General features: G+C 39.4%; 24 protein-coding genes and 3 pseudogenes. 14 read left to right on the forward strand and 13 right to left on the reverse strand.

Translation table 11 applies throughout. The features are described 5' to 3' along the window. Window positions 1–18: 18 nt before the first annotated feature. A pseudogene (gene putP, locus ND6B_RS19705) lies at window positions 19–1536 on the forward strand (sodium/proline symporter PutP). 166 nt (window positions 1537–1702) lie between these two features. On the opposite strand, the gene ND6B_RS03310 reads toward putP, so the two are convergent. Further along, a complete protein-coding gene (locus ND6B_RS03310; RefSeq protein WP_013465532.1) occupies window positions 1703–2002 on the reverse strand; it encodes a YebG family protein in 300 nt (99 codons plus the stop codon). A gap of 297 nt (window positions 2003–2299) precedes the next feature. Here ND6B_RS03310 and ND6B_RS03305 point away from each other — a divergent pair, with 297 nt between their 5' ends. Next, window positions 2300–2593 (forward strand): ComEA family DNA-binding protein, encoded by a 294-nt coding sequence (locus tag ND6B_RS03305; RefSeq protein WP_024602041.1) that lies wholly within the window; start codon window positions 2300–2302, stop codon window positions 2591–2593. Between the two features lie 12 nt (window positions 2594–2605). On the opposite strand, the gene ND6B_RS03300 is transcribed toward ND6B_RS03305, so the two are convergent. From ND6B_RS03300 to nhaB, 3 genes are all read right to left on the reverse strand, one after another. After that, window positions 2606–2908 carry a DUF6170 family protein gene (locus ND6B_RS03300; protein WP_024602042.1) on the reverse strand — a complete coding sequence of 101 codons (303 nt, stop codon included), beginning with the start codon at window positions 2906–2908 and terminating at the stop codon, window positions 2606–2608. Window position 2909: 1 nt separating this feature from the next. Then, complete coding sequence (gene dsbB, locus ND6B_RS03295; protein WP_033104091.1) at window positions 2910–3428, reverse strand: disulfide bond formation protein DsbB; 519 nt, start codon at window positions 3426–3428, stop codon at window positions 2910–2912. Window positions 3429–3546: 118 nt separating this feature from the next. Next, on the reverse strand, window positions 3547–5118 hold the full coding sequence (nhaB, locus tag ND6B_RS03290) for a sodium/proton antiporter NhaB (protein ID WP_013465528.1): 1572 nt from the start codon (window positions 5116–5118) through the stop codon (window positions 3547–3549). A 301-nt stretch (window positions 5119–5419) separates the two neighbouring features. Here nhaB and fadR point away from each other — a divergent pair, with 301 nt between their 5' ends. Together fadR and ND6B_RS03280 are read left to right on the forward strand one after the other, a co-directional pair. Then, entirely contained in the window at window positions 5420–6133 is a 714-nt protein-coding gene (gene fadR / locus ND6B_RS03285) for a fatty acid metabolism transcriptional regulator FadR (RefSeq protein ID WP_008109093.1), read from the forward strand. 236 nt (window positions 6134–6369) lie between these two features. After that, the gene (locus tag ND6B_RS03280; RefSeq protein WP_008109095.1) at window positions 6370–6975 is read left to right on the forward strand and encodes a peroxiredoxin; all 606 of its coding nucleotides are present in this window, start codon (window positions 6370–6372) and stop codon (window positions 6973–6975) included. Between the two features lie 59 nt (window positions 6976–7034). Here the strand turns inward: ND6B_RS03280 and ND6B_RS03275 are convergent, their stop codons facing one another. Continuing rightward, window positions 7035–9629 carry a TonB-dependent receptor gene (locus ND6B_RS03275; RefSeq protein ID WP_033104092.1) on the reverse strand — a complete coding sequence of 865 codons (2595 nt, stop codon included), beginning with the start codon at window positions 9627–9629 and terminating at the stop codon, window positions 7035–7037. A gap of 288 nt (window positions 9630–9917) precedes the next feature. Continuing rightward, on the reverse strand, window positions 9918–10397 hold the full coding sequence (smpB, locus tag ND6B_RS03270) for an SsrA-binding protein SmpB (protein ID WP_013465526.1): 480 nt from the start codon (window positions 10395–10397) through the stop codon (window positions 9918–9920). Between the two features lie 148 nt (window positions 10398–10545). Between smpB and ND6B_RS03265 the strand changes: the two genes are divergently transcribed. Together ND6B_RS03265 and ND6B_RS03260 are read left to right on the forward strand one after the other, a co-directional pair. Beyond that, window positions 10546–10986 (forward strand): type II toxin-antitoxin system RatA family toxin, encoded by a 441-nt coding sequence (locus tag ND6B_RS03265; RefSeq protein WP_013465525.1) that lies wholly within the window; start codon window positions 10546–10548, stop codon window positions 10984–10986. Next, on the forward strand, window positions 10983–11306 hold the full coding sequence (locus ND6B_RS03260) for an RnfH family protein (RefSeq protein ID WP_013465524.1): 324 nt from the start codon (window positions 10983–10985) through the stop codon (window positions 11304–11306). Before ND6B_RS03265 ends, ND6B_RS03260 begins: the two co-directional genes overlap by 4 nt. Before the next feature lie 50 nt (window positions 11307–11356). On the opposite strand, the gene ND6B_RS03255 is transcribed toward ND6B_RS03260, so the two are convergent. Beyond that, window positions 11357–11716: an outer membrane protein assembly factor BamE gene (locus ND6B_RS03255; protein ID WP_013465523.1), complete on the reverse strand. Its 360-nt coding sequence runs from the start codon at window positions 11714–11716 to the stop codon at window positions 11357–11359. A gap of 106 nt (window positions 11717–11822) precedes the next feature. Here ND6B_RS03255 and ND6B_RS03250 point away from each other — a divergent pair, with 106 nt between their 5' ends. Beyond that, window positions 11823–12164 carry a GIY-YIG nuclease family protein gene (locus ND6B_RS03250; RefSeq protein WP_024602045.1) on the forward strand — a complete coding sequence of 114 codons (342 nt, stop codon included), beginning with the start codon at window positions 11823–11825 and terminating at the stop codon, window positions 12162–12164. Here ND6B_RS03250 and ND6B_RS19710 read toward each other — a convergent pair. The 4 genes and pseudogenes from ND6B_RS19710 to ilvC form a co-directional block, all read right to left on the reverse strand. Continuing rightward, window positions 12110–12703: pseudogene (locus tag ND6B_RS19710) on the reverse strand (M28 family metallopeptidase); the annotation flags it as partial. The gene ND6B_RS03250 and the pseudogene ND6B_RS19710 sit on opposite strands and share 55 nt — an antisense overlap. A gap of 319 nt (window positions 12704–13022) precedes the next feature. Then, window positions 13023–14211, reverse strand: a pseudogene (locus ND6B_RS20545) (tetratricopeptide repeat protein). Between the two features lie 78 nt (window positions 14212–14289). Next, a complete protein-coding gene (locus ND6B_RS03245; protein ID WP_013465520.1) occupies window positions 14290–16209 on the reverse strand; it encodes a methyl-accepting chemotaxis protein in 1920 nt (639 codons plus the stop codon). A 155-nt stretch (window positions 16210–16364) separates the two neighbouring features. Beyond that, a complete protein-coding gene (ilvC, locus tag ND6B_RS03240; RefSeq protein WP_013465519.1) occupies window positions 16365–17837 on the reverse strand; it encodes a ketol-acid reductoisomerase in 1473 nt (490 codons plus the stop codon). Between the two features lie 137 nt (window positions 17838–17974). On the opposite strand from ilvC, the gene ilvY reads away from it, so the two are divergent. The 6 genes from ilvY to ND6B_RS03210 all read left to right on the forward strand — a co-directional run bounded on the left by ilvY (window position 17975) and on the right by ND6B_RS03210 (window position 23313). Beyond that, window positions 17975–18880 carry an HTH-type transcriptional activator IlvY gene (gene ilvY, locus ND6B_RS03235; RefSeq protein ID WP_024602050.1) on the forward strand — a complete coding sequence of 302 codons (906 nt, stop codon included), beginning with the start codon at window positions 17975–17977 and terminating at the stop codon, window positions 18878–18880. A 90-nt stretch (window positions 18881–18970) separates the two neighbouring features. Beyond that, a complete protein-coding gene (locus tag ND6B_RS03230; RefSeq protein WP_013465517.1) occupies window positions 18971–20017 on the forward strand; it encodes a GGDEF domain-containing protein in 1047 nt (348 codons plus the stop codon). A gap of 111 nt (window positions 20018–20128) precedes the next feature. Next, on the forward strand, window positions 20129–20968 hold the full coding sequence (locus ND6B_RS03225; RefSeq protein WP_051686693.1) for a MipA/OmpV family protein: 840 nt from the start codon (window positions 20129–20131) through the stop codon (window positions 20966–20968). Window positions 20969–20981: 13 nt separating this feature from the next. After that, complete coding sequence (locus tag ND6B_RS03220; RefSeq protein ID WP_028834008.1) at window positions 20982–21347, forward strand: DUF3019 domain-containing protein; 366 nt, start codon at window positions 20982–20984, stop codon at window positions 21345–21347. 14 nt (window positions 21348–21361) lie between these two features. Continuing rightward, window positions 21362–22054, forward strand: a complete 693-nt coding sequence (locus ND6B_RS03215) for a response regulator (protein WP_013465514.1) — start codon at window positions 21362–21364, stop codon at window positions 22052–22054. Between the two features lie 26 nt (window positions 22055–22080). Continuing rightward, window positions 22081–23313 (forward strand): ATP-binding protein, encoded by a 1233-nt coding sequence (locus ND6B_RS03210; RefSeq protein WP_033104094.1) that lies wholly within the window; start codon window positions 22081–22083, stop codon window positions 23311–23313. Window positions 23314–23422: 109 nt separating this feature from the next. Here the strand turns inward: ND6B_RS03210 and ND6B_RS03205 are convergent, their stop codons facing one another. Both ND6B_RS03205 and ND6B_RS03200 read right to left on the reverse strand, forming a co-directional pair. After that, on the reverse strand, window positions 23423–23644 hold the full coding sequence (locus ND6B_RS03205; RefSeq protein ID WP_010387988.1) for a DUF3820 family protein: 222 nt from the start codon (window positions 23642–23644) through the stop codon (window positions 23423–23425). A 288-nt stretch (window positions 23645–23932) separates the two neighbouring features. Continuing rightward, the gene (locus ND6B_RS03200; protein WP_024602056.1) at window positions 23933–25504 is read right to left on the reverse strand and encodes a cation:proton antiporter family protein; all 1572 of its coding nucleotides are present in this window, start codon (window positions 25502–25504) and stop codon (window positions 23933–23935) included. A gap of 309 nt (window positions 25505–25813) precedes the next feature. On the opposite strand from ND6B_RS03200, the gene ND6B_RS03195 reads away from it, so the two are divergent. Continuing rightward, complete coding sequence (locus tag ND6B_RS03195; protein ID WP_033104095.1) at window positions 25814–26557, forward strand: sporulation protein; 744 nt, start codon at window positions 25814–25816, stop codon at window positions 26555–26557. Window positions 26558–26603 lie beyond the last annotated feature (46 nt).

The raw sequence follows: 26603 nt of genomic DNA on the forward strand, positions 1-26603 counted from the left end.
GCAAATTTGGAAACAGGAATGATTATTTCACTGGCATTATATTTTATTGTAATGCTGGGAATAGGACTATACGCATATAAGCAATCTACCAGCGATATATCAGGGTATATGCTAGGTGGTCGTAATTTAGCCCCCAGTGTTGCTGCCTTATCAGCGGGTGCATCAGACATGAGTGGTTGGTTACTTATGGGCCTACCTGGCGCAATGTACTTGTTTGGGCTTAGCAAGGTTTGGATTGCTATTGGCTTAGTATTAGGCGCATGGGCAAACTATTTCTTAGTCGCCCCAAGACTGCGTGTTTATACTGAAAAAGCAAATGACTCTATTACCATCCCTGATTATTTTGCAAATCGTTTTGATGATAACAAGAATATCCTCCGTGTGATCTCTGCAATTGTTATTATTGTGTTCTTTACTTTGTATACTTCATCAGGCGTAGTCGCCGGTGGTAAGTTATTTGAAAATTCATTTCAGATGAGTTACGAAATGGGTTTATACATCACCACGGGTGTGGTTGTTGTTTACACCTTATTTGGTGGCTTTTTAGCGGTTAGCCTAACAGACTTCGTGCAAGGTTGTATTATGTTTATCTCCTTGCTTGCAGTACCTATCGCTACTTATATGATGCTTGATCAGCCATTTATGGATACTTTAGCAAATGCAAATTACCAGCAGTTGTTAAGTTCACCAAAAGCCAGTGAAATCCATTCATTGAATATGCTTGATTGGTTTGCTGGTGGTTCTACCATTGCTATTATTTCTGCGATGGCTTGGGGCTTAGGCTACTTTGGTCAGCCACATATTATTGTTCGCTTTATGTCTATTCGCTCAGTAAAAGAAATGCCAACTATGCGTCGTATTGGTATGTCTTGGATGACACTATCTGCGATTGGTGCGGTATTTACCGGTTTATTTGGTGCTGCCTTTATGATTGAAAACCAAATGCCAATTGCCGATAAAGAGACCATTTTCTTAGTATTAGCTGAACTTATTTTCCACCCATTAATTGCTGGTTTCCTACTGGCTGCTATTTTAGCTGCGATTATGAGTACGATTTCATCGCAATTATTGGTGTGTTCAAGCTCGCTTACTGAAGACTTCTACAAGATTTAGATTTACTTAAACCGCGATGCCTCGCAAACTGAGCTGGTGTTAGTAGGGCGTATTAGCGTAATACTGGTTGCGTTATTTGCTATTTACCTAGCGTATGACCGTAATAGTTCAATACTTGATTTAGTTAGCAACGCATGGGCTGGTTTTGGTGCTGCATTTGGTCCACTTGTCTTGTTTAGTCTTTACTGGAAACGTATGAACTTAAAAGGGGCTATTAGCGGTATGGTTGTTGGTGCTTTAACAGTGCTTGTATGGATTTATGCGCCTATTACCATTAATGGTGAGAGCTTAAGCAGTGTAATTTATGAAATCGTCCCAGGCTTCATTTTAGCGAGTATTGCTATTGTGGTAGGAAGCCTTGTGACAGCTGAACCGAAAAAAGAAATTACTGATCTGTTTGATGAAGTTGAATCGTCATTGTAACTGATTAGCTAACGTAAAGTGTTGGTTTTTATAAATGCCAATCAGTTTAACTGGTTGGCATTTTTTATTGGCTGACCTTTAGCTATTATTATTTAAAGGCATAAAAAAACTGAATTCGAATACCGAATTCAGTTTTTTAATAATTACTATTGAGCTTTTGAAAGTGCTAACTCGCTGCTTTATCTTTTATATCCGCAACGTTATCTGACTTTGTTTTTTTAGCTTTAGTGGGTACTTCTTTACCACCTTTAAGTACGGCCATAAAGTCGTCTTTACTTTTTGCAATCTCCAGCGCGAGCGACTCAACCTGTTGTTCACTTAGTGGCACATCTACTTTTTCAAGCATGAGTTCTAGTGACTCGGCAATATCGAGCATTTTGTCATAGGCATCAGCTTCTTTTTTAGTAGTAAACGTCATGCGCTCGACTCCGTTTCGTTCTACAACATATTTAACAACAACAGCCATGATTTCTCCTGCTTACTTACGTGGCAATATGATTATTTTAAATCATTAGATTACTGTTTTTATATACAGTACAAGCTTGCGCGTGGTTTTGCAAGCTTTAGCCTTAGTTTATCTGCAGCTTGGTTGACAATAAAGAGTAACTCTACTTTATTTATTAAGTCACTTTATAACGCGTTGCAGTAAAGGAGTCGCAAGGAGTGATTGTTACCGTTAGTACTTAGTAACCACAACGTTATGTAAAAGTGCTGGGTGTAAATAATCAACGAATGTTCATGTAAGAACACAAAAGGAAATAGTATGAAATTAATTAAAATCATCTCATTAGCCGCTGCTTTATGTTTATTACCTATGGGTACCACCTTTGCGCAAAGCGATATGCTATCAGAGCAGATGCAATCAGCCGTGGTTAATATTAATACTGCTGATTTAAAACAGTTAATTAAGTTACCAGGTGTCGGCAAGAAAAAAGCACAGGCAATTATCGATTATAGAGAAACAAATGGTGATTTCGCATCACTTGAAGATCTAGCTAAAGTAAAAGGGGTGGGTAAAAAAATGCTAGCCAAACTTGATGGAAAGGTGGCGTTTTAACTTAAAAGGGCGCTATGCGCCCTGATCAAACTGTTTTAAGGCAGCACCAAGGTGCTTTTTAGCAAAATTAACATCTACGGGGGCGGTTAGTAGCGGGTAGCTTAAACCAGCCACAATCAAAAAGGGCACGAGTAGCCATCCTTCAAAAAGGGTAAATATTAAAAAAAATGGGCTTAGCAGCATAAGCTTTACAATACGCATTAACACTCTGTCACTAGGAGAGAGCATACTTAACGAGATCGCAATAACGGTTTGTCTTTGACGAACTTTTAAGTGTTTAAGTTCGTCAACGTGGCTTGAAAAAAAAGTAAACATATTAAAGTGACTTTTTAGAGATTAATCGACTGGCCACTAACGCAATAAGTGTGGCGGTAAACAATACAAAAATAACTTCCATCCATGCAGGCATACTTAAGCCTGCAAATTGCCAATCTATGTTTCCGCAATCACCGGTTGCCTCAAAAAATTGCGGTATCCAATGATGTAATGGCATAAACTCTGGAAAATTTGGCTCAAACTCACAGCTAAATGCGAAGGGGTCAGTGGTTGTTTGCATTTCAATGTGCTCACGAACTATTAGTAACCCCCATACACTTGAAACCCCCCACACTGTATAAGCGACAATACGGACTACGAGGTTGTTTGGTTTACTGGCGCCAATAATACCGGCAAAAAGTAAGCCTAATACCGCGGTGCGTTGGTAAATACACATAATGCACGGTGCTAATCCCATGTTGTATTGAAAAAAGAGCGCGATGACTTCAAGCAGAAAAACAATCCCACTGAATAATAACCAAGGTGTACGTTGAGTACTTAGATTAGCAAGCCAGTTCATAACAAATCCGTATTTAAATAAGGGCTTAGATTATGACGTAGGATAAACAGCGGAGCAAGTAAAAGGGAAAAAGTGAGGAGCTATGAAATTTCCTAGCTCCTCAAAGTCGGGGAAGCTCTTAATGCCCAGAATTCGCTACAGGGATGTGGTGTTGTATTATCCCCCAGTCATAAAACAAACTGGTTATTTCACTCAAGCCAAAATAAGTCGCGCTTAACCCAACAAAGGTAAGCACAAAAGTGTAAGGTAAAGCCATATACACCATTCGACCGTAAGATAGGCGTAACACGGGAGCTAGTGTTGATGTAAGTAAGAATAAGAAAGCAGCTTGACCATTAGGGGTGGCCACGCTGGGTAAGTTTGTGCCGGTGTTTATCGCCACTGCAAGTAAATCAAATTGGTCTCGAGTTATCTGACCTGCTTTTAGAGCTGCAGCAACTTCATTTATATATACAGTGCCGACAAATACATTATCACTGACCATTGAAAGCAATCCATTAGCGATAAAAAACATCACCAATTGTAAGTGCCCTTCAAATGTTAGTACCCAAGTAATCACAGGAGTAAAGAGTTGTTGATCGATGATTACTGCAACCACACTAAAAAATACACAAAGTAGTGCAGTGAAGGGGAGGGCCTCTTCAAAGGCTTTACCGAGTTGGTGCTCTTCTATTATGCCGGCCGACGACGTGGCTAAAATAATCACCGATAAACCAATTAAGCCCACGGTTGCTAAATGTAACGCTAAGCCAGTAATTAACCAGATAGCGATAAGTGCTTGAATTGTGAGGTTCACTCTATCGCGTTTGGTACGTTTTTTATCAAGTGTTTGTGCATGGTTTTTTAAAATAGCATGAATTGTTTCTGGCAGTTTTGCCCCATAGCCAAAGGTTTTTGTTTTTTCTAATAAAAAGGTTGTTAATAAGCCCGCAAAAAGCACGGGTAAAGAAACGGGCAGCATTCTTAAAAAGAACTCTCCAAATAGCCAACTTGCTCGCTCTGCAATAATTAAATTTTGTGGTTCACCAACCATAGTACACACGCCGCCAAGTGCGGTCCCAATCGAGGCATGCATGAGTAAATTACGTAAAAAAGCACGAAACTCTTCAAGCTCTTGACGGTTTACCTCTTTTACTTGGTTATCATCGTTAATATCGTGCTCACTAATAAAATCTTTTCCTGAGGCCACCTTGTGATAAATACTATAAAAGCCCATGGCCACCGCAATAACAACCGCCATTACAGTCAGGGCATCCAAAAAAGCTGATAAAAACGCAGCAGCTATTGCAAAGGCAAGCGATAAAACGGTCTTACTTCTTACTGAAACCACTAACTTGGTAAAAATATACAGCAGCAGATCTTTCATGAAATAAATACCGGCAACCATAAAAATAAGTAATAAAAGCACATCTAGGTTTTGTGCTATTTCATGTTCAACTTGCGTGGTTGATGTCATACCAATTAATAGTGCCTCAATGGCAAGTAGACCACCAGGTTGCAGTGGGTAACATTTGAGCGCCATGGCCAATGTAAAAATAAACTCAATAACCAGTACCCAGCCAGACAAATAAGGGTTTAATTGAAACAGCAGCGGGTTAATTATTAAAAATGCAATAATGGTGTATTTATACCATTGAGGTGCTTTACCTAAAAAATTTATAAATATTGCAGATGGGACACTCTGTTGCATGATTTTTCCCTAGGGAGGCGTTTAATAGTCTGGTTAATGTCATTAACTTAGTCCAGCTTATAGAGGGTGTAAACAACTAAATAATAATAGTCAAAGTGTCTGGTATGAATAATAGGTTGGCATTCATATTGTGTTTAAAACCTATCGGTAAAACTAGCGAATCATACAAGTAAAGTTGCCTTTTTAATCACATACCTAGGTAATTTAACTTACTTTACTTGTTAGTTGTGGCTTGTCTGGTACAATCAGTCAGTTAATCGTATGTAGCGATGTGATGTGAATTAATTCGAGTAGGAATTGAATGAGAATTTTTAAAGCGAAAAGCCCAGCAGGATTTGCTGAGGAATACATAGTAGAGTCAATCTGGAATGGTGATTTTCCTCCAGGTTCAATTCTGCCTGCTGAGCGTGAACTCTCAGAGTTAATTGGTGTTACTAGAACCACATTACGAGAAGTATTACAGCGATTAGCTAGGGACGGTTGGTTAACAATACAACATGGTAAACCTACTCGCGTTAATAACTTTTGGGAAACCTCAGGATTAAATATCCTTGAAACACTGGCACGTTTAGATGAAGATAAAATGCCAGAGCTAACCGATCAGTTACTCTCAGCACGTACTAATATCAGCGCAATTTATACCCGTGCAGCTATAAAACTTGCACCAGAGCGTGTTATCGAAATTTTATCACAAAGCGATGAATTAGAAGACAGCGCGCAAGCGTTTGCAGATTATGATTATAAAGTTCATCATGAATTAGCTGTTGCCGGTAACAATCGCATTTATGTGCTCATCCTTAATGGCTTTAAAGGTTTTTATTCTAAGATTGGCTGCCATTACTTTTCAGATCCTCGCACTCGCGAGCTTGCACGCCAGTTTTATAAAGACTTAACTAAGCTTGCTGAGAATAAAGAGCACGATGGTGCAATATTCATGATGCGTAAATATGGTCATCAAACCGGTGAAATATGGCAACATATTCGCGGTGATATGCCTAGCGATATTATGGATTAGTAAAAAGAACCTGCTTAAAGCAGGTTTTTTTATGATTAAAAATCAGTCCATTTATCAAGCGTTCGCTATTTTAGAACGGTGCTATCTATAAATACGATTGTTAATTTATTTTTGATAGCCATAGAATAATGTTTAATTAAATATGGTTGCTATTGTAATTTTAAAATTAGTGCCCATATTAGTAATCAGTATTGCGTAAGCAATTGACAATAAACTCAAAATATTTGGAGAATAAAATGGGTGTATTAGTAGGCCGTCAGGCACCAGACTTTACCGCTGCAGCTGTTCTAGGTAACGGTGAGATTGTAGATAGCTATAACCTTCACGAAAAAATCAAAGGTAAAAAAGCAGTAATCTTTTTCTACCCACTAGATTTCACATTTGTATGTCCTTCTGAGCTTATTGCTTTTGATAAGCGTTATGCAGAATTCCAAAAACGTGGCGTAGAAGTAATTGGTGTTTCTATCGATTCACAATTCTCACACAACGCATGGCGTAACACGGCTGTAGCAGACGGCGGTATTGGTAAAGTTCAATACGCACTAGTTGCAGACGTTAAACACGAAATCTGTAAAGCATACGACGTTGAGCACCCAGAAGCGGGCGTTGCATTTCGTGGTTCTTTCCTAATCGATGAAGAAGGTAACGTACGTCACCAAGTAGTGAACGACTTACCACTGGGTCGTAACATCGACGAAATGATCCGTATGGTAGATGCACTAGCATTCCACAGCGAGCACGGTGAAGTATGTCCTGCTGGTTGGACTGAAGGTAAAAAAGGAATGGACGCAAGCCCTGAAGGCGTTGCTAAATTCTTATCTGAAAACGAAGGCGAGCTATAATTTAGCCCTTTAGTTTAAGAAAAAAAACCGCCAAAATGGCGGTTTTTTATTATTTTAAATTAAAACGAAAAGCTAACTTTAGTGTAAATGTAACGACCACGAGGGTTGTGTACACCCGATGCGTAACCATACAGATCTGAATCACCGTCACCAATTGCAAACGGTGGCTCTTCATCAAATAAGTTATTCACACCTAGCGATACCTTTGCTGACTCAGTAATACGGTATGATGTTTGTAAATCTACCAGTACTTGTGAATCAACAGTACGCGATGTATTACTATCGAAGTCTAAGTTACCATCGAAGTCGATATCTGGCGTATCTTCAAACTCACCTACATAACTAATGTTCATGTTTGTGTTGAACTGACCAATTTCCCAGTTAGTTGAGAAAATCCAGCGATGCTCTGGGTAACCATATTCGCCGGTATAATCGCGCCCGTCTTTTTCAAATTTATCTTGATAAGCCCATTCTAAATTGAATTTTAGTAAGCCTAAATCATCCAGTGAGTGATTGTAGTTTGCTGAAATATCAACGCCCGAAACTTCTTGTGATGACACGTTTTCAAAAGTACTGAAAATCTTTTGAATAGTCCCTAAACTGTCCGTACCTGAAGGAGGTAAGCGAACACATACGGTACTGTTTTGGTTATTACACTCTGAGTTGTAAATTGGACCAAACTCTTGCTCATCAATTTTATTGTCTTGGGTGATACTCCATACATCTACACTCAAACCAAAGTCAGTTGTAGGTGCCCAAATAAAGCCGACGTTCCAAGATTCAGACTCTTCAGCCTCTAAGTCAGGATTACCAGCAAATTCAATGTTGTAATCTAGTGCATCACAATCTTTACCTGTTGCGTCACAACGGTAATTATCGATAAAGAACTGGCTCTCTTGAGATGGCCCTAAACCTACTTGTGCAAGTGACGGTGCTCTAAAGCCTTGTGCCCAAGAACCACGCACTGTGATTTCATCAGTAGGTGCCCAGCGTAAAGCGACTTTAGGATTGGTTGTGGTACCAAAGTCACTGTAATCATCGTAACGACCAGCAAGTTGTAGCTCTAAGTTCTCAGCAAGTGGAATTGAAAACTCTACATAGGCAGCGTATTGGTCACGCTCTGCTGCAGCTGACACAGACTCGGTACCAAAGATTAATCCTCGTTGGAATTGATCATCTGGCGTATCCGTTACGTCCTCTTCGCGGTATTCAATACCGGCCGCCATCATGACAACATCATCACCAAAGCTAAATGCTTCACCTGAAATGTTAGCATCGAACGACGTCATATGAGACTCGCCTTGACGAACCAAGCTCGTAGTAATTCTATCAATTACGGCCGGATCGTTGTAAGTGCCGCCAAATGGGTTGTAGTTACCGGCATCAATTTCTTGTTGTAAGAAGTCGGTGCGTACCCAACCTTGTGAGCGATCCCCAGTTTGTAATGACTTACTACGTCCTTTTTGTACCGCTGTTTCCCAGCTCCAATCGTTTATTTCACCTTTTAAACCAGCAACAAAACGTAATGTGTCTGATTCGATATCCCATTGGCGCGCACCCGCATCTACGGTTCTGTAACGACCTATTTCAATATCTTGGCCGAATGGGTTATTAGGGTGACTACCTGGTACTGTTAAGCCCGCATCTTCATCAAGTGGCGTTGGGGCACCTGCTGCAATTGAGCTGTTATGCTGAACGGCCATTTCTAAGAAGCCCGTTATGCCATTATCAAAGCGGTATTCAAATTGTGAAATAGCACCTACACGTTCTGATGCCGGTGCAATATAGCCAAATGGACCATAGTCAAATAAACAACTGCCACTTGATGTTGCATTTTCTGCAGGACACGCAGGGTCAATTGTTTTAACGCCATCAACATAGAAGTAGCCAGGGAAGCCACGTGATGAACGGAAATCTTCACCGCCATATGGAGATTGATTAGCAGTACCTAAACGCCCCATTTCATCTGATGATAAAGAGGTGTTTTTAAAGTAATCAATAATAACGGATGCGCTACTTTTTGCACTAGTAGTACCCCAAACAATACTGGCTGTAGTTTCTTCATAGTTAGGGCCATCTGTGCCGCCGTAACCTAAGTTTACTTCAATACCGTCAATATCTTTTTTCAAGATAACGTTTACAACACCCGCTACAGCATCAGAGCCATAGATTGCTGAGGCGCCATCTTTTAAAATATCAATACGTTCGATTGCTGAAACAGGAATACTGTTGATATCAACGAATGAGTTGGTGATCCCTTCAGCAAATGCACTGATTGCAACACGACGACCATTAATAAGTACCAAGGTAGCATCGGCGCCTAAGCCACGAAGGCTGACGGCAGCTGAGCCATTTGCGGTTGAGTCTTGGTTATTACCACGGGTTGAAAAAGTACCATTACCTGCAACAGGCATTCTTTCAAGAAGCTGTTGTAGGTTGTCATAACCCATGTTTTCGATGTCTTCTTTATTAATGGATTGTACTGGAGACGGGCCTTCGATGTCCGAACGTTTGATACGAGAGCCTGTTACTTGAATACGTTCTACTTTTTCTGCAGTTTGCTGTGCAGCATAAGTCGTTGTACTAAAACCTGCTGACAATGCGATAGTAGCACCGATGATTAAGCTCGGTGTAAATGCAATTGATTGCTTCATCCTTAAGTCCTTGTTGATATGTTATAATTTACTTGTTTTACAAGTCGAATTATTAATACCATGTAACTTAACTGTTATCAATTGGCCACAAAGATGATTTTGTTATCTGCACTAATATGTACTGATTTTCTCAATAAAGGTAAACGATAAGATGCTCGCTATTTGGCGCTGTAACGTGATTTAGTTATTATTGATAAACAAAACGCCGAGCGACTTTAATTTGTAATAATTTGTATTTTCCTAAAAATTTAGCAAAAAAAAGCCTAACATGATGTTAGGCTTTTTTATTTAAACTTTATGTTTCATTAAGCGTTCTTTTTCACGGGACCAATCTTTATTTTTACCGTCTTCACGTTTGTCATGCATTTTCTTACCTTTCGCTAAATGGAATTCAAGCTTTACCCAGCATTTTTTCCAATACATAGCTGTGGCAATTAATGAATAACCATCACGCTCGGTTGCACCAACCAAACGGTCAAGTTCACGTCTGCTTAGTAATAATTTACGATAACGCAGCGGGTCGCAAATAACATGGGTTGATGCACTATTTAAAGGCTGGATTGTGCTGCCTAATAAAAACGCTTCACCGTTTTTAAGATGAATATAAGTTTCAGAGATATTTACTTTACCTGCTCGGATACTTTTTACTTCCCAGCCTTGGAGTTCAATACCTGCTTCAAACTTGTCGTGTAAAAAATACTCGTGTCGCGCTTTTTTATTTAGCGCGATGGTATTACTTGTCGATTTTGATGAATTTTTCTTAGCCATAGTGCCCTATAATATACGTTATACGAGATGTTTTACATCGATTTTTTTAAATTATACATGCAAAAGCGAAGGATTCATTTAAGCGCGATGAAAGTTTGGGGAAACGCACAAAGCTTGCTAAAATTCCTGCACACAGTTGGGAGTGAGTATGCCACAAATAGAGAAAAGTGCGCTGGTTATGTACAGCACTAAAGAGATGTTTGATCTAGTCAATGATGTAGAAGCTTATTCGCAGTTTTTACCTAATTGTTCAGACTCAAAAATTATTAAGCAGCATGATAATAACATGACCGCCAGTTTAGAAATATCTAAAGCCGGTATAAAAAAATGGTTTACCACTGAAAATACGCTAATTGATGAGCAAACAGTGATGCTTCGCTTGGTCGATGGGCCTTTTAAAACCTTACAAGGTCGCTGGCATTTTCAGCAATTAGATGCGCATGCGTGCAAAGTGCATTTACAGCTAGACTTTGAATTTTCTAGTAAGTTAATAGAACTTGCGTTTGGTAAAATTTTTAATGATGTGGCTAAAAATATGGTGAGTGCCTTTACTCAACGAGCAAAAGCGGTATATGGAGAGCGAGCATGATCAATATTGAAATTGTGTTTGCGTTACCAACGAAAGCAACCACGCTAAATATAGAGGTATTCCAAGGTACCACCGCAGAGCAAGCAGTGATCCAATCAGGTATTATTAAGAAGTGCCCTGAAATTGATGCAACCGCTTTAACTTTAGGTGTATGGAACAGAACGGTAAAGCTTAATCATGAGCTTAAAGACGGCGATAGAGTTGAAATTTACCGCCCATTAATTGCCGACCCTAAAGATGCCCGCAGAAAGCGCGCCGAAAAAGCTAAAGAAGAGGGCCGCGCAAATAAAGTAACCGGTGGCCGACCGTTAGATCGTTAGATACAAAAAAGGTGAGCCATGCTCACCTTTTTCAATTAAACCCAAATGGCTTATTGCTCTAAAGGGGTTGTAAAGTTTTCTGGTTGCTCATAGTCACCAGATACCGTTACTAACTTTTCATTTTCAAAGTTTAATACTAATGATTTATATTGTTCATTAGCGCGCCCTTTATTAAAGCTATAAACGTAACGCCAAGTATTTTTATCGAAGGCGTCTTCGGCAATCGGTCTGCCTAGTACATAAATTACTTGCTCGCGAGTCATATTAACGCGAAGCTTATCAACGTCTGATTGTTCTAAAAAGTTACCTTGAGGGATGTTGATTCTGTACACCCAGCTAGAACAACCTGCGGCTGAACTAAGCGTTAAAGCGACGATAAGCCAAAGAGAAAAAGTTTTTAACGACTGCATTGTTAGTTGTGATCCTTATTTTTTATAGTCTGCATGATACCGATTAGTCACTCAAGGTAAAACCCTTTTGAGTAATTGTTTTTGTTTAGCGCGTTAAGGCGAGGTTTTGACCATTAATAATCAAAAAAGTTTAAACGATGAGTTGTGCAATAGTAAAAGTAAACCGGCTGTTTGGTCACTGTATATTGTGCAAACACGGCTTGGTCATTGGTATACCGGTATTACAGTTGATGTAGCGCGTCGTTTAGCAACGCACCAAGCGGGTAAAGGGGCAAAAAACCTCAAAGGGAAAGGACCGCTGGTGCTCATTCATCAGCAACAAGTTGGGACTAAAAGCGACGCAAGTAAATTAGAATATGCGATTAAAAAACTTCCACGGGCAAAAAAAGAGGCTTACGTTGCTGCTTTTAAAGGGGGACTGAATACCTCAGGGTTTGTCAAAAGCTGATTAATAAATGCCTCAATTAGCAATACTGCTTCTTGATAAAGAGCAGTATTAATATTTTCGAGCGTATCTTTTGCTGTGTGATGATAATTATCGGCGCCCATCGAAAAGTACACATACGGAATTTTTTGTTTAGCGAATGAATAATGGTCGCTGGCTCTGTGCCAGTCTATTTGTTTCGTGTTGGTGAGTCGACTCATTTTTCGTGATGAGTAAACGGGCTTTAATTCGACACTCGTATTTTTTATTTGGCTGAATAGTGGAGTGAATTGACCTTTTAACGAACGACTTGTTAGCGCGTATAACCGCTTATGCGATTTTTTAATTGCCAACATATCTAAGTTAATATTTAAAGCAACAGGGAACTGGCGCATTGTTTTGGCAAAGTGCTCACTGCCGTGTAAACCGTTTTCTTCAGCGTCTGTTGCAACAAACACAAAACCATAGGATGATTGCACCTTTAAAGCGTTCGATAAGTATAGTAATGCGGCAACACCCGAGGCATTATCGTTAGCGCCAGGGTGTAATTTTCCGGCTTTTAGGCCTAAATGGTCTTAATGCGCTGTAATAACAATAACAGGCAAATTTTTTGCTGTTTTGGTCGCAACAATATTTACGCCTTGCGCCTTAGAAAACAGCCCTGATGGATAAGTAAAAGGTTGTTCTATAACCGTCAGTTGATGCTCTTTAAAGCGTGCTTTTAAATATTCTCTGGTGAGTAAAGCCGAGTGACTATTCGTTTTTCTGCCTGCTAATTTAGAGCTGGTTAGCGTTGTTAAATCAGTGAATAACTGCGGCTCAATCGGCTTTGAGAGTCCACTCCAACTTATAAAAAATACAATGCAGGTTAAGCTAAATAATTTAATAATGATTCGCCTTAACGATAAGTGATTTTAATGCGATGAGTTTATTATCATAGCGTTGTTTGTCATGTGTAAAGTCTGCTTTTTTTCTGGCTTTACGCAAATGAAATTCCGCCCTAGCTATATTATTTAACTCAAAGTAACTTCGCGCCAGTCCAAAGTGGCTTTCATGTAAGGTTGGTGACATAGCGTTCGCTTTTTTATAGTGGCTAATTGCGTCTTTAAAATTACCATTTACATACTCACTGTTACCAAGCGAGATATGATAGTAAGGATTTTCTTGGCGTTTTTTGTCAAGCTCAGCCAATAGCTTTTCGCCTTCGGCCACTCTATCTGTGAGTGTGTATAATAATGCTAAGTTACCTTGTGCAGTATTATTATCAGTATTTAAGGCAATAGCATAGCGATACATTTGCTCCGCTTGCTTTAAATCATCTAATTGTTTAAAGAGTACCCCTAAATTGCCCCAGCTAGCACTAAATGAAGCGTCCGTATTGATTGCTGCTTTGAAATAGCTAAACGCTAAATCATAGTGTTTATTTACCAGTGCCTCACCCCCTTTTATTATAAAACATGGCGGTCACCCTTTTTTTTGAAAGCAATGAGGTTGCAAAACGGGCTTGTCGGCTATTGGGGTCAAAATCAATGATTAAACGCTTATTACGCTGATAAACAAGTGAGCTATCTTTGAATTTAGTTTTATTGTCTATGGCAAGGTTGATGTGTCCCGTGAGTAAATTAAATCCCTGATTTAGAGACCAATACTCCGGAATGTGTACTTTTTGAAAGCGAGCTTTAAGCCCTAAATGCTCAGCTAAACTATATGCTAAAATTGATAGTGACAAGCAATTGGCGTTTAAGTTTTGATAGCTCTGAGATGCGGTTTGTGTCGTGGTGGATTGATAAGATAAAGCGCTATCGCCATTTGTGAGTAAAAAACTAAGTAGGCTATACGCTATTTCATCAACTGATTTACTCGATTGCACGTAAGCATTTAATTGCTGTTTGAGGCCGTCGTCGAGTTGAAATATTTGTTGCTCAGACTCTACAAGCTGCTGTTGTAATTGCATGGGAGAAGTAATAGTGGGGATTGGCACGCTTATATTGGCGTTATCTGTGGTGCTACAAGCACACAGAGCCAGCAGGCACACAATCAGTAAATAATGTTTACCTTGGAGAGCATTCATACACACCTCTGTACAAAAAACACACTTAAGTATAGTGGTTATTTTGTACAGAGGTTATTTTTTAATGTAACACTCTATTTAACGTTGCTGATTAAACGTTGCAACGAGTGCATCAAGTGTTTGTGCGCTGGTGGCTAAATCACGAATTGCTTGTTCTGTATTGATTTGTTCACTCATTGACTTATCACTGATCTCACTTATTTGCTCAATACTACGACCTACATCATTCACAACGCTACTTTGCTGTTCGGTGGCGGTGGCAATTAAGGTCGCCATATCGTTAATTTCATTGGCTGTTTCAGTAATGGTATTAAGTAACTCAACCGAGTTTTGCATTGCGCTTACGCTTTGTTGTGCTTTATCTTTTGATTGACCGATATCGCTGACAACGTCATCTGAAATATGAGTGAGCTCTTCAATCATTGATTGAATTTCAGTGGTCGATTGTGAGGTACGATTCGCCAGCGCTCTTACTTCATCAGCAACTACAGCAAAGCCTCGTCCATGTTCACCAGCACGAGCAGATTCAATGGCTGCATTAAGAGCCAGTAAGTTGGTTTGTTCAGATATACCTCTAATTGAATCCACAATACTAGCGATATCAATAGTCTTTTTAGAAAGTAAAGCAACTTGCTCGGTTATGCCGTCAATGTCGCTGGCAAGGGCTGAGATTGTCGTTTGGCTTTGTAACACTTGTTGATGGCTTTGCTTAGTGTTATCGCGGCTATCGTTGGTTAACTTAGCTGCATTGGCAGCACTTTGCGCTATTTCTTGCACTGTAGCGCCCATTTCATTAATGGCTGCTGCAACTGAAATAGTTTGCTCTTTTTGCTTATCAAGCGCTAAAGAGTTTTGCTTGGCTTGCGAAAATACATGATCTGAGCTGTGGCGAATACCGTGGCTCTCATTAGCTACTTGCACAATAGCGGTTTCTATTTTTTCAATAAATTGATTAAAGCCGGTGGTTAAATTATTTAGCTCAGGTTGGGGAGATGTTGGTAAGCGATAGGCTAAATTTGCGTCGCCACGCCCTAAACGCGAAAATAACTCAGCCATTGTTGATAACGGTGAAGCTAAAGACCGAGCTAATAAGTAACTGATCACGCTTGCGATTAGCGCAGTGATGATAGTGAAAGTGAATATTTGCCACTCTAGGGTATTTACACTAGAAAAGACTTCGCTTTTTGGGACTTGAGCTAATACAAATAAGTCAGTGTTTTTAATCGGTGTGGCTGCAATGAGTGTGGCTTGCCCGTTGATATTTACTTCCTCTAAAGCGAAGCCGTTTTTATTAAGTAATTTGTTATGAATATTAGCGCTGTAAATACTATCTATATTAACCTTAGCGACTTTGTCTGCATCTTTATGTAACTGAATTAATCCGTTTTTATCGGCAATAAACACAAACCCTGATTGCTCAATTTTAAATTGTTGTAGCAGCTTTTGCATATCTGTAATGCTTTTTGCTAAGCCTGCCAAGCCTAAACCATTAGGTTGTTGGTGGTTAACAAACATTTTTACATCGTTTTCAGACTCTTGATAAATACTAATTGAGTAAGGTTGCTTTGATTGTGTAAAAGCAAAAAACCAGCCATCTGCGGCATCATTTTTTAAAACACGTAAAAAGCCATCTTGATTCCAATATTGTGCAGTGTTTTTATTCGCCCACGAAGCCGTGGCAAGATCGTATTGGTCAACCAAACGATTGAGCTCTTTAAGTAATAGCGTGTCGTTGTTGTTGCCAGCATTTGCCCAATCTAAAATAAAGGTATTTGCCGAAAGCTGCTGTGCTGCACCAAGAAGTTCATTGATCTCGCCACCAATATGATTACTGATTGTTTGCAATTTACTTGGCAGTTCAGATTCGATCATGCGTTGCTCAATAATATTCTTTGAGTTATGCAAAGACGTCAAACCAATTAATACAGCAACACAAATAGCAATAATGCTTCCAAGGGCTGTTATTTTTTGAGTAATAGAGAGATTTTGTATCGTCATGATAGTGCTTATATTTACAACTGAGGCAATGAGGGGAATTATTTTAGCACATTATTTATTTTCAGCTATTGATGATTAATTTGCACTTAAAAAAGCCCACAGCAAAATGCAAGTGGGCTTGGTTTCTAACAAGTGAAAGTTCTAGGACCCTTGGGTTAAACTATTTTTTTCATTGCAGACATGTAGCCGCGTAATTTTGCGCCTACTTTCTCAACAGGGTGCTCACGTAGAGCCGTATTTATTTGAATTAAAGTTTGGTTATCAACTTGATTACTTTGCTCATTTAAGCCTTTACCAATAACATCAGTATCAATACCTTGCATAAATTCTTGTAGAAGCGGCAAACAGGCATGGTTATATAAATAGCAGCCGTACTCAGCGGTATCTGAAATAGTGCGGTTCATTTCAAATAACTTTTTGCGTGCAATAGTATTGGCTATCAGCGGCGTTTCATGCAGTGACTCATAATAGGCAGATTCTGCAATAATACCGGCCGCTGTCATGGTTTCAAATGCCAGTTCTACACCCGCTTTTACCATTGCCACCATTAAAATACCGTGGTCAAAAAATTCTTGCTCAGCAATTTCTACATCGCCTGCTGGGGTTTTTTCAAAATGAGTTTCTGCAGTTTCAGCACGCCATTTTAGTAAGTTAGCGTCATCATTTGCCCAGTCTTCCATCATTACACGTGAAAATGTGCCATCGATAATGTCATCTTGGTGTTTGTTATAAAGAGGACGCATAATCACTTTAAGCTCTTCACTTAGCTCAAACGCTTTAACCTTTGCAGGGTTTGATAAGCGGTCAAGCATGTTTGTTACACCGCCATATTTAAGTGCTTCTGTGATCACTTCCCAGCCATATTGAATAAGTTTTGAGGCGTAACCGGCATCAATTCCTTTTTCAATCATTTTGTCAAAACATAAAATAGAGCCAGTTTGTAGCATGCCACATAAAATGGTTTGCTCGCCCATCAGATCAGATTTCACTTCAGCGATAAATGATGATTTAAGTACCCCCGCGCGATGACCACCTGTACCTGCTGCATAGGCTTTTGCTTGTGCCAAGCCATGGCCCTGAGGATCATTCTCTGGGTGAACCGCAATTAATGTAGGTACACCAAAGCCGCGTTTATACTCTTCACGTACTTCTGACCCCGGGCATTTTGGTGCAACCATAATAACGGTAATGTCTTCACGAACTTGCATGCCTTCTTCAACAATATTAAAGCCATGTGAATAGGCAAGGGTTGAGCCGTGTTTCATTAATGGCATGATGGCATTAACAACTGCAGTATGTTGTTTATCAGGTGTTAAGTTAAGTACTACATCGGCTGTTGGGATTAACTCTTCATATGTACCCACTTTAAAACCATTGTCAGATGCATTTAAGAATGACTGACGACGCTCAGCAATGGCTGAATCACGCAGTGTATAGGCTACATCTAAACCAGAATCACGTAAGTTTAAGCCTTGATTTAGGCCCTGAGCGCCACAGCCTACAATTACCAATTTTTTACCTTTAAGTGCAGCAACACCGTCGTTAAATTCGTCTGCGCCCATAAATTCACATTGTGCCAATTGCGCTAATTGTTCGCGTAAAGGTAAGCTATTAAAATAATTTGCCATGATAAGTTTCCTATTAATTCAGTTTGTTAGATGCATTGCTTTTGCTTTGCTTGGAATAACAATATGGAAAATCTTTTCTTGCGTAAAATGATATATTTGAATTAAAGTGTTTCATAATATGAAATACTGGTGTTGTTATGGATCATAAGCATTTAAATTACTTTTTGGCGTTGGCAAAAACGCTTCATTTCTCTCGTGCCAGTGAGTTATGCCACATAAGTGCGCCCACTTTAAGTCGTAATATTAAGCAGTTAGAAGATGAAGTAGGGGTGATGTTATTCCAGCGTGATAATCGCAGTGTAAAGCTTACCCGCGAAGGCGTTGCATTTAAGGAGTATGCCAGTGCAACACTTAGTCATTGGCAGCGGTTTAAAGCTAATTTAAACGAACCGCAACAACATATTTATGGCAATGTGAGCCTTTATTGCTCCGTTACCGCGTCTTACAGTTTTTTGCATCATATTTTAGAGCAACTGAGAGCTCAGCATCAGCATATTGAAATTACCTTAAATACGGGCGATCCCGCCTTGGCTATTAACCGAGTGTTAGATGGACATGAATCTATGGCCATTGCAGCCAGACCCAGTAAATTACCTGCACAAATTGCATTTGTAGATATTGGCTACTCGCCATTGGTATTAATTGCACCCACTATTCAATGTCCGATCACAGAAAAATTAGCCACTAGTAGCGAAACTATTGATTGGTCTGAGCTTGAATTTATTGTTGCTGAACAAGGATTTTCAAGACAAAGGTTGGAGCAGTGGTGGCGAAAAAATAATGTACAAGGAAAAATTTACGCGCAAGTGGCAGGGCATGAAGCTATGGTATCTATGGTGAGTTTAGGGTTAGGCGTGGCCATGATCCCAAAAATTGTACTCGATAATAGTCCGCTTAACGATAAGGTTCAGGTTTTAGAGTATAAAGGCGAGCCACCACAAGGGTTTAAAATTGGTTTGGCTGTATTACATAAAGAACTAAACGACCCTGCTATTAGTGCGCTTTGGAATATTGCACAAAATATGGGGGAAAACATAATATAGGCTTGTTGGATGATAAAAAACTGTTAATATAAACCGCTAATATTTATGTGTTTATTAACATCTTTGTTGTGATGTCTAAGAGTTTTAATTATGGATAATACGGTTTCACTTGCTCATTCTGCCCAGTGTTTAAAAAAAGCCATTCCGTTGATGGTTAAATACAAAATGCCTGTAACGCCAATAAATTATGCTATTTGGTACTGTTATGTACAGGGCGACAACCCACAACTAAACACAGAGCTTGATAAAGTCATCTCTTTGCACAATACGTGTTCAGCTCAAACCGCCCAAGAAATTTTTAATAAGCATATTAATGACGAAGAGCTTGCATTTTTTCAACAAATGTCTGAAAGGTTTCATGGCACCGTAGAGCAAATGCAGTTTGATCTTAGTGACTCCATTCAATATTCGAAAAGCTTTACTACCTCGTTAGTTGATTCACAAAATGAATTAAAAACGCTCTCTAGTATTAACTCATTTAATGAGATCCTTTCTTGCGTTGAGCGCCTAACTGACGAATCAATTGCGATGCAAGATTACGCCCGTGGATTCCAAACCAAATTAGCGCAAGCGTACAACGAAATTAAAGATTTAAAAGAAGCGCTTAGCGTGACCCAAGAAGCGGTTGATAAAGATTCCTTAACCGGATTATTTAATCGCGGTAAGTTTGACACAGACATTGTTGAGTTTTGTTTGAACGCCTCTTCACAAAATGAACACGGTAAATTAGCGGTGTTGATTATGTTCGATATTGATCATTTTAAACGTTTTAATGACGATTTTGGCCATCAAAAAGGCGATGAGGTACTCAAGCTAGTCGCTCAAAAAGTGCAAAATAGTGTACAAGAGCAATACAGAGCTTATCGTTTTGGTGGTGAAGAATTTTGTATTACGGGTTACTTTGAAAGCATTAATGATGCGATGGCATTTTGTAATCAGCTTCGTTTGAGCATTGCCAAATTGACGATTCGTAAAAAAGAAGACAGTAATAATAAACGTAATATTTCAGCCAGTTTCGGCATTGCTTTAATGGAACCTTTTAGTAAGAGCTGTTTATTAGTTGAAAAGGCAGATAGAGCACTTTATTTAGCTAAAACCCATGGTCGTAATCGGGTCGAAATAGCGGCCGATATGTAAACGTGTTCTGTTTGTATCAAATTTGTTAATGATTGTAACCCTCTAGAGCTTGTGTTCATACTACTTGCTACTATAGGGTCAAAGCCACTTTATAAACTAGCGATTAACTTCATGCGGTTCCATCTGAGAATAAACACATGCCTGTTATTAGTGCTATTAAGCACTAATGCGATTGCTCAGAAGCAGCAACATATATCCACTGATGAGCTTAACCTTAGTGTGAGTGTTGGTGTTGGGGTGATCACAAATCCTCTGTATGGTGCAGATAACATCCCCTTAGTTGTTATTCCGCAAGTGGCCTATTATGGTCAAAATTGGTTTTTTGATAATGGCCGCCTTGGTTATTCTTTTTTACAAAGCAAACAACATAACGTTAGTTTTGTGTCAGAAATTAACCCTGAGTCACGTTTTTTTATTGATTGGCATCCACAAAATATTTTCGCCTTTAAAACAACCGCTGAGAACGAGATATTAGAATCGCTACACACTGACTCACCTCGTCAAGTAAATATAAATAATATACAAAAAAGACGAGTCGCACTTGATGCCGGTATCAGCTATTTTTTTGTAAAGCAGCAGCAAGTATTTTCTGCGCAATTATTGCATGATGTAAACAGCGTTTATAATGGCTACAGGGGATCGTTGCAATGGCAATATCATCATGAGTTTAAGCAATTAACGTTAAAGTCGACGTTAGGCGTTAATTACAAATCAGCCCAACTAAATAACTATTTTTATGGTTTAAATAGCACTGAATCTATTTACGGTGAAATAGAAGTTGGTAGTAGTTGGCAACCTTATGCTAAAATCGACGCCCGTTGGCCTGTAGATGGAGTCAACGCGCTTCGTTTTCATTTAGCCTATTATGATTATTCAGCAATGGATAGCAGCCCGCTTTTTGAACATGACTATTCAATGACCGCCTTTATAGGATTCGAACATACATTTTAATATGAAGTGTTTTATGTTGGTTGTGCTTGCAGCTTCATTTTTTAGCAACGCTAGCGTTGCAAAAGCCTCTTCACTTAACGTATCACCCAAAGTCTGTGTGGTTTCCGAACAACAAGAATTTTGTGATCTTGAGTTAAAATTTAAGTGGCAACTGTCAGCCGCTAGCGATGTATGTTTATACCAACAAGATACACAATTGCAATGCTGGCAAGGTGTCAAAAAAGGCCAACTTAGTTATAAAGCGCGTGTTCAGGTGGAGACCATATACTCCCTGATTAATCCCCATACAGGTGTATCGTTAGCGAGTGTGCAAATAGAAGTGCAAACCGCATACGCTAAGAAAAAACATCGGCTACGCTCACCTTGGAGCTTTTTTTAATTTAGGAGCAGTAAATGCCAAAGATATTACTTGTTGAAGATGATTTAGGGTTGCAACAATTAACCAAAGACTATCTTGAGCATAATGGCTTAGAAGTTGACGTTTTAGAACGCGGTGACGAAGTGTTTCCTTATCTTAGTGAAAACCACGTCGACTTGATCATTTTAGATGTAATGTTGCCAGGAAAAGATGGCTTTAGCGTGTGTCGACAAGTACGCGATAAATACACTCTCCCTATTTTAATGCTAACAGCAAAGGGTGAAGACTTCGATCAAGTTATAGGCTTAGAACTCGGGGCTGACGACTACGTTATAAAACCGGCAGAGCCGCGTGTACTTCTTGCTCGAATTAGTGCATTGCTTCGCCGTGGACAGCCAAGTGTTAAAGCGATTGAAGAACTTCAATTTGGTGATTTATCAATAGATAAAACCAGCCGCATTGTAAAGCTAAGCGGTGTTGAAATTGTCCTGACTTCTCATGAATTTGAATTGCTGTGGTTATTGGCTTCAAATGCTGGTGAAGTGCTCAGTCGAGAGCATGTCCATCAACATATGATAGGGCGTGAGTACGACGGGTTAGACCGCACGGTGGATGTTCGTGTATCACGCATTCGTAAAAAGCTCGGTGATAACAGTGATAAACCCTATCGAATTAAAACGGTATGGGGGCAAGGCTATCTATTTGTATCAGATGCGTGGGATATGTAATAAATGCAAGGTGTTAGGCTAGGTTAATGGGAAAGCTATTTATAAGCCTTTACGTGTATATTATTGCCTCTTTGTTTATTGTTAGTGGCGTTATAGAGCAGTTTTGGCCCTATGATGAATCTCAGCAAAGTGTATTGTTAGATGACGAATTCGGGCAGTCTTTATGGCTGCTTTCACAAACCCCAGATGGGCTTGAGCAGCTTAAACATAATTTTGATAGCCAAGTCATTGCCCAGCAAGATCTAGTGCTCCCACCAGAACAGCAAGCACAACTATTTCAAAACCATTACCTTTATTTATATGATAAACAGCAGCGTATCGTTTGGTATGTAACGCTAAATAATTCACAATTGCTACAAGTAGGCCCTGTGGGTGTTAAACACAGCAGCTCAGGGACTGTGTTACCGTATTTACTGGTGTTGTTTATTATAAGTTTACCAATAGGTTTGTGGAGCTTTTTGTTGTGGCGAGACTTTGCAAAGCTGAGTCATGCATGCGAGGCAGTGGGTGGCTCGCAAGACTTTCAATTAAGCCATGGCTCAAAGTCATTCTTCTTACCCATCACCGATACATTGCAAGTAATGCAGCAACGTATTGAGTTTTTACTTAGTGCTCAGCAAGAGCTCACCTCTTCTGTATCTCATGAATTTAGAACGCCATTAGCGCGGTTGAAGTTTGCTATTGCAATACTCGAGGATAAAACTCACGATACCAAAGCACAGCAGTATTTATCTGACATGCAAATGGATATTCATGAACTGGAGTCCTTGGTATCTGAAATGTTGGAATACGCCCGTTTAGATACACAGCAACCTAGTCTACAATTAGCCCCTTGCGATATCGTTGCATTAATTAAAACTAATATTGAAAAAGTAAACTTTGATACCCGTATTAAACTAACAACAACGCTCCCCACTCAATTTATTTACTTATGCGATAGTCATTTTATGTCGCGGGTGCTGCAAAACTTAATCAGTAATGCACTTAAACATGCCTCGCAAAGTGTACATATTAGTTTAAGTACTGCCGATGAAAAGTTACTGCTAGTGGTTGAAGATGATGGCCCCGGCATTGCCTTCTCTGAGCGCGAAAAAGTATTTAAGCCGTTTACGCGCTTAGATAAAAGTCGTGATAAAAAAACCGGAGGGTTTGGGCTAGGGCTGGCGATAGTGAGTAAAATTGTGTCATGGCACAAAGGTCAGTGCGCAATTGAAGACTCAACACTGGGTGGGGTTAAGTTTATTATTAGCTTAGACTAGTAAATTCCACACAATAAAAAAGCGCCTTAAAGGCGCTTTTTTGCGGTTTAAAACCAAAAAATCAACAAGTAGCAAATAGATAGACAGGCCACTTATAGAAAAGTTCTATTTATTTACTATTTTTTTCTAGTAATGGCATCAACATTTGCTCTAAACCATTAAGCTTCACTTCGTACATCATTGCAAGTTGAGAGCCGAGCTTGCTATCAGGAAAGCCTTGCTGTTTAAACCACACTAAATAAGGCTCAGGCAGCAAAAGTAAGGGGCGTCCAGCATATTTACCAAACGGCATAATGGTATTAATGGCGACTTTAAGTTGTTGAGGATCCATTATTGACATCTTTTATGAGTAGAGGTGTTAAGTGTAAGGGATAATAAAGAAATAAAATAGGCTGTAACGGGCAAGTAACAGCCTATTGATAGAGGGAGTAGGCCCTCTAATTTGAGAATCTTATTGGTTAATTAAAAGCAAGGGGTCCAGTTGTGTATATTTTTATTTAAATACACACTTAGGTATTAGCTTTACTAAACCAACACAGACATTTTACCTTATTTTTAAACCAATAAAATACGCAGATGTAAAGGAATGTAAATGCAATCCATTTGCATCTAAACCCTATTAAGGAAACAGGGTTTGCTTTACATGCTCTGCAAAACCGCTACCTGCTTCTAAGTAAAAGTTGTAAGTAGAGTCTATTCCCATTTCTTCTAATTCTTTTTGCTGATCGGGGTAGTTGGCAATCGCCGTTACTTGTCCTTTATAACCCGATGCTTGTAATTGCTCTAAGGCAAAAATATTTTGCATGTGCTTAGGCATAGCTAGCATTACCATTTCAACGTGGGAGTGGTTAACACGTTGCCAAAAATCAGGATCGGTGGCATCGGCAATTAATACTCGGCGACCTCGCTTTACATGCTTATCAACTACCTCAGGCTTAATATCAATACCTGCAACAACATCCGGATGAGTTGCGTTTATTGTTTCATAGGCACCTGTGCCAATTCTACCCATACCAAAAATAACAATTTTTGTGTCATTTAAGTTTACTGGGAGCTCTTCAGCTAAGCGGGTTTTGCTTTCAAACTTTAATAAAAAGCGTTCAATTTTAACGTATAGCTCGTTAGAGCGTTTATTTAAAGGAGAAGCAATTACAAAGGTGATCGACACCGCAATCGCAATAACAGCAAGCCACTCAGAGGTAACCATGCCGGTAGATGCGGCAACTGCACAGACAATCAAACCAAATTCGCTAAAGTTAGCTAGGCTAAATGCTGTTAACAAAGAGGTACGCGCACGAAGTTTAAATAGGTTGGTTAGTATGTAATAAAGCAGGGTTTTAATTGGAATAATTAATACCAGCACTAAAGCGACGACTAAGGAGTGGGCAGTAAGCTCTGCACTTAAACCAATGCTTAGGAAAAAGCCAACTAGCAATATATCTTTTAGGCTAAGCAATGACTTAGACAATTCACCGGCTTTTTTGTGTGGTGCGAACATCATACCTACAATCAAAGCACCTAAATCACCTTTGAGACCTGCAAATTCAAAGGCGTTATAACCTGCTACTAAGGCAAAGAAAAACCCAAATAGCGGCAGTAACTCACCATGTTTAGAGCGGTTTAACACCCAGTACATAACAGGGCGAAATAAAGGTAAGGCAATAATTAACCCTAAGGCCCAAATATTCGGCAACTTACCGGTACTGACCGCTAAAAATATAACCGCAAATATATCCTGCATAACTAAAATACCAATGGCTATTTTACCGTGCAGGCTTGCCATTTCACCGCGCTCTTCAAGAACTTTTACCGCAAATACGGTGCTTGAAAAGCTCAGAGCAAAACCAACTAACAGCGCACTTTGCCAACTTAAATCGACGAATAATGGCAGTGCAAAAACACCCAGTAGTAGCATAAAGCCACTAAATAAAGCGCTGCTTAGAATAATATGTAAGGTGGCCGGAGCCCAGACTTGAGGCTTTATTAAATTTGAAATTTTAAGCTTGAGGCCAATACTAAAAAGTAGCAGTGTAACCCCTAAAGATGCAATTGTTTCCAGCAGTTCCGTGCTTTTATAACCCGCTAAATTAAGAATAAATCCAGCCATAAGAAAGCCGATAAGTGGCGGCAATTTTAGCTGGTATATACCAAAACCGCAGACGAAGGCGGTAGCAAAATAAATTAGTTCCATAGTTATTAATACCACTTTTTTAGGCACTGTAGTGTAGCGAAAAACAATGCTTATTGACAATTAATCTACTTATTTAACGCAGTTAGTTACGTGATAGTGAGTATTTATCAAATGATTGCTACTGTCAGTTTATGCAGAGGTAAAGTAGCTTTAATGTATAAAAAATGCACATATATGGCTAGTTTTATGGTAAACAGCATGTAAATAGCAGTTTTTCGCTGACAAGAGCTTTTAAATGTGGTTAAGATGCCATAACGAAGGAGTTTAAGCGTAAGCAAACATTAGAGTTGCTTAGCTTAAGGAGAAAATATGTTTAAAAAGATTTTAGCATCGGTAGGCATTGGTGCCGCCAAAGTAGATACTATTTTAGAGACCGAGCATCTTCAGCCGGGGCAATTATTTAACGCGCAAATTGTAATTACTGCAGGTGATGTGAGCCAAGAAATTACCGGTTTAGACTTAATGTTAGTTACCCGTGTAAAAGTGGCGAGTGAAGACGGTGATTATTTCACTAATCATGTGATTGACCAGTGGCGCATTACCGATCTTGGTATTATTGAGCCCGGTGAAGTAAGAACTATTCCGTTTGAAGCCCGTTTACACTCAGAAACGCCTATAACTGAAATTAATGCAGGTTATAATCAATCTTATGTATGGTTAGAAACAGGCCTTGATATTGACCTTGCGCTTGATCCAACAGATAAAGACCATTTACACATTTATCCTAATGAAGCGGTTAAAACATGCATGCAAGCGATGGAAAAGCTTGGTTTTAGTTTAGTTAAAGCCGATGTAGAACAAGGCCATTTACGTGCCCCTACTTTTCAATCTGTATCGGGATGTTATCAAGAGCTTGAGTATCAGCCTAATAGCCGCAGTTTGTTTGGCATAAAAGAAATTGAGTTGTCGTTTATTCCTGAAGCGCATAAAACCCATGTATTGATTGAATTAGACAGGGCATTTAGAAGTGATGGCTATGTTGATTTAACCATAGAGCATGACCATGTTAATTTATCGCAGTTATGTGATCAGTTAGAGCGATTATTCGCTTAATCGCTTTAGGGGCTTACTTTAGGTAAGCCCCTGCAATAAAAAAGGT

Origin of the sequence: Pseudoalteromonas sp. ND6B, assembly GCF_000764215.1 — a bacterium.
In the GTDB taxonomy this organism is placed as follows: Bacteria; Pseudomonadota; Gammaproteobacteria; order Enterobacterales; family Alteromonadaceae; genus Pseudoalteromonas; species Pseudoalteromonas tetraodonis.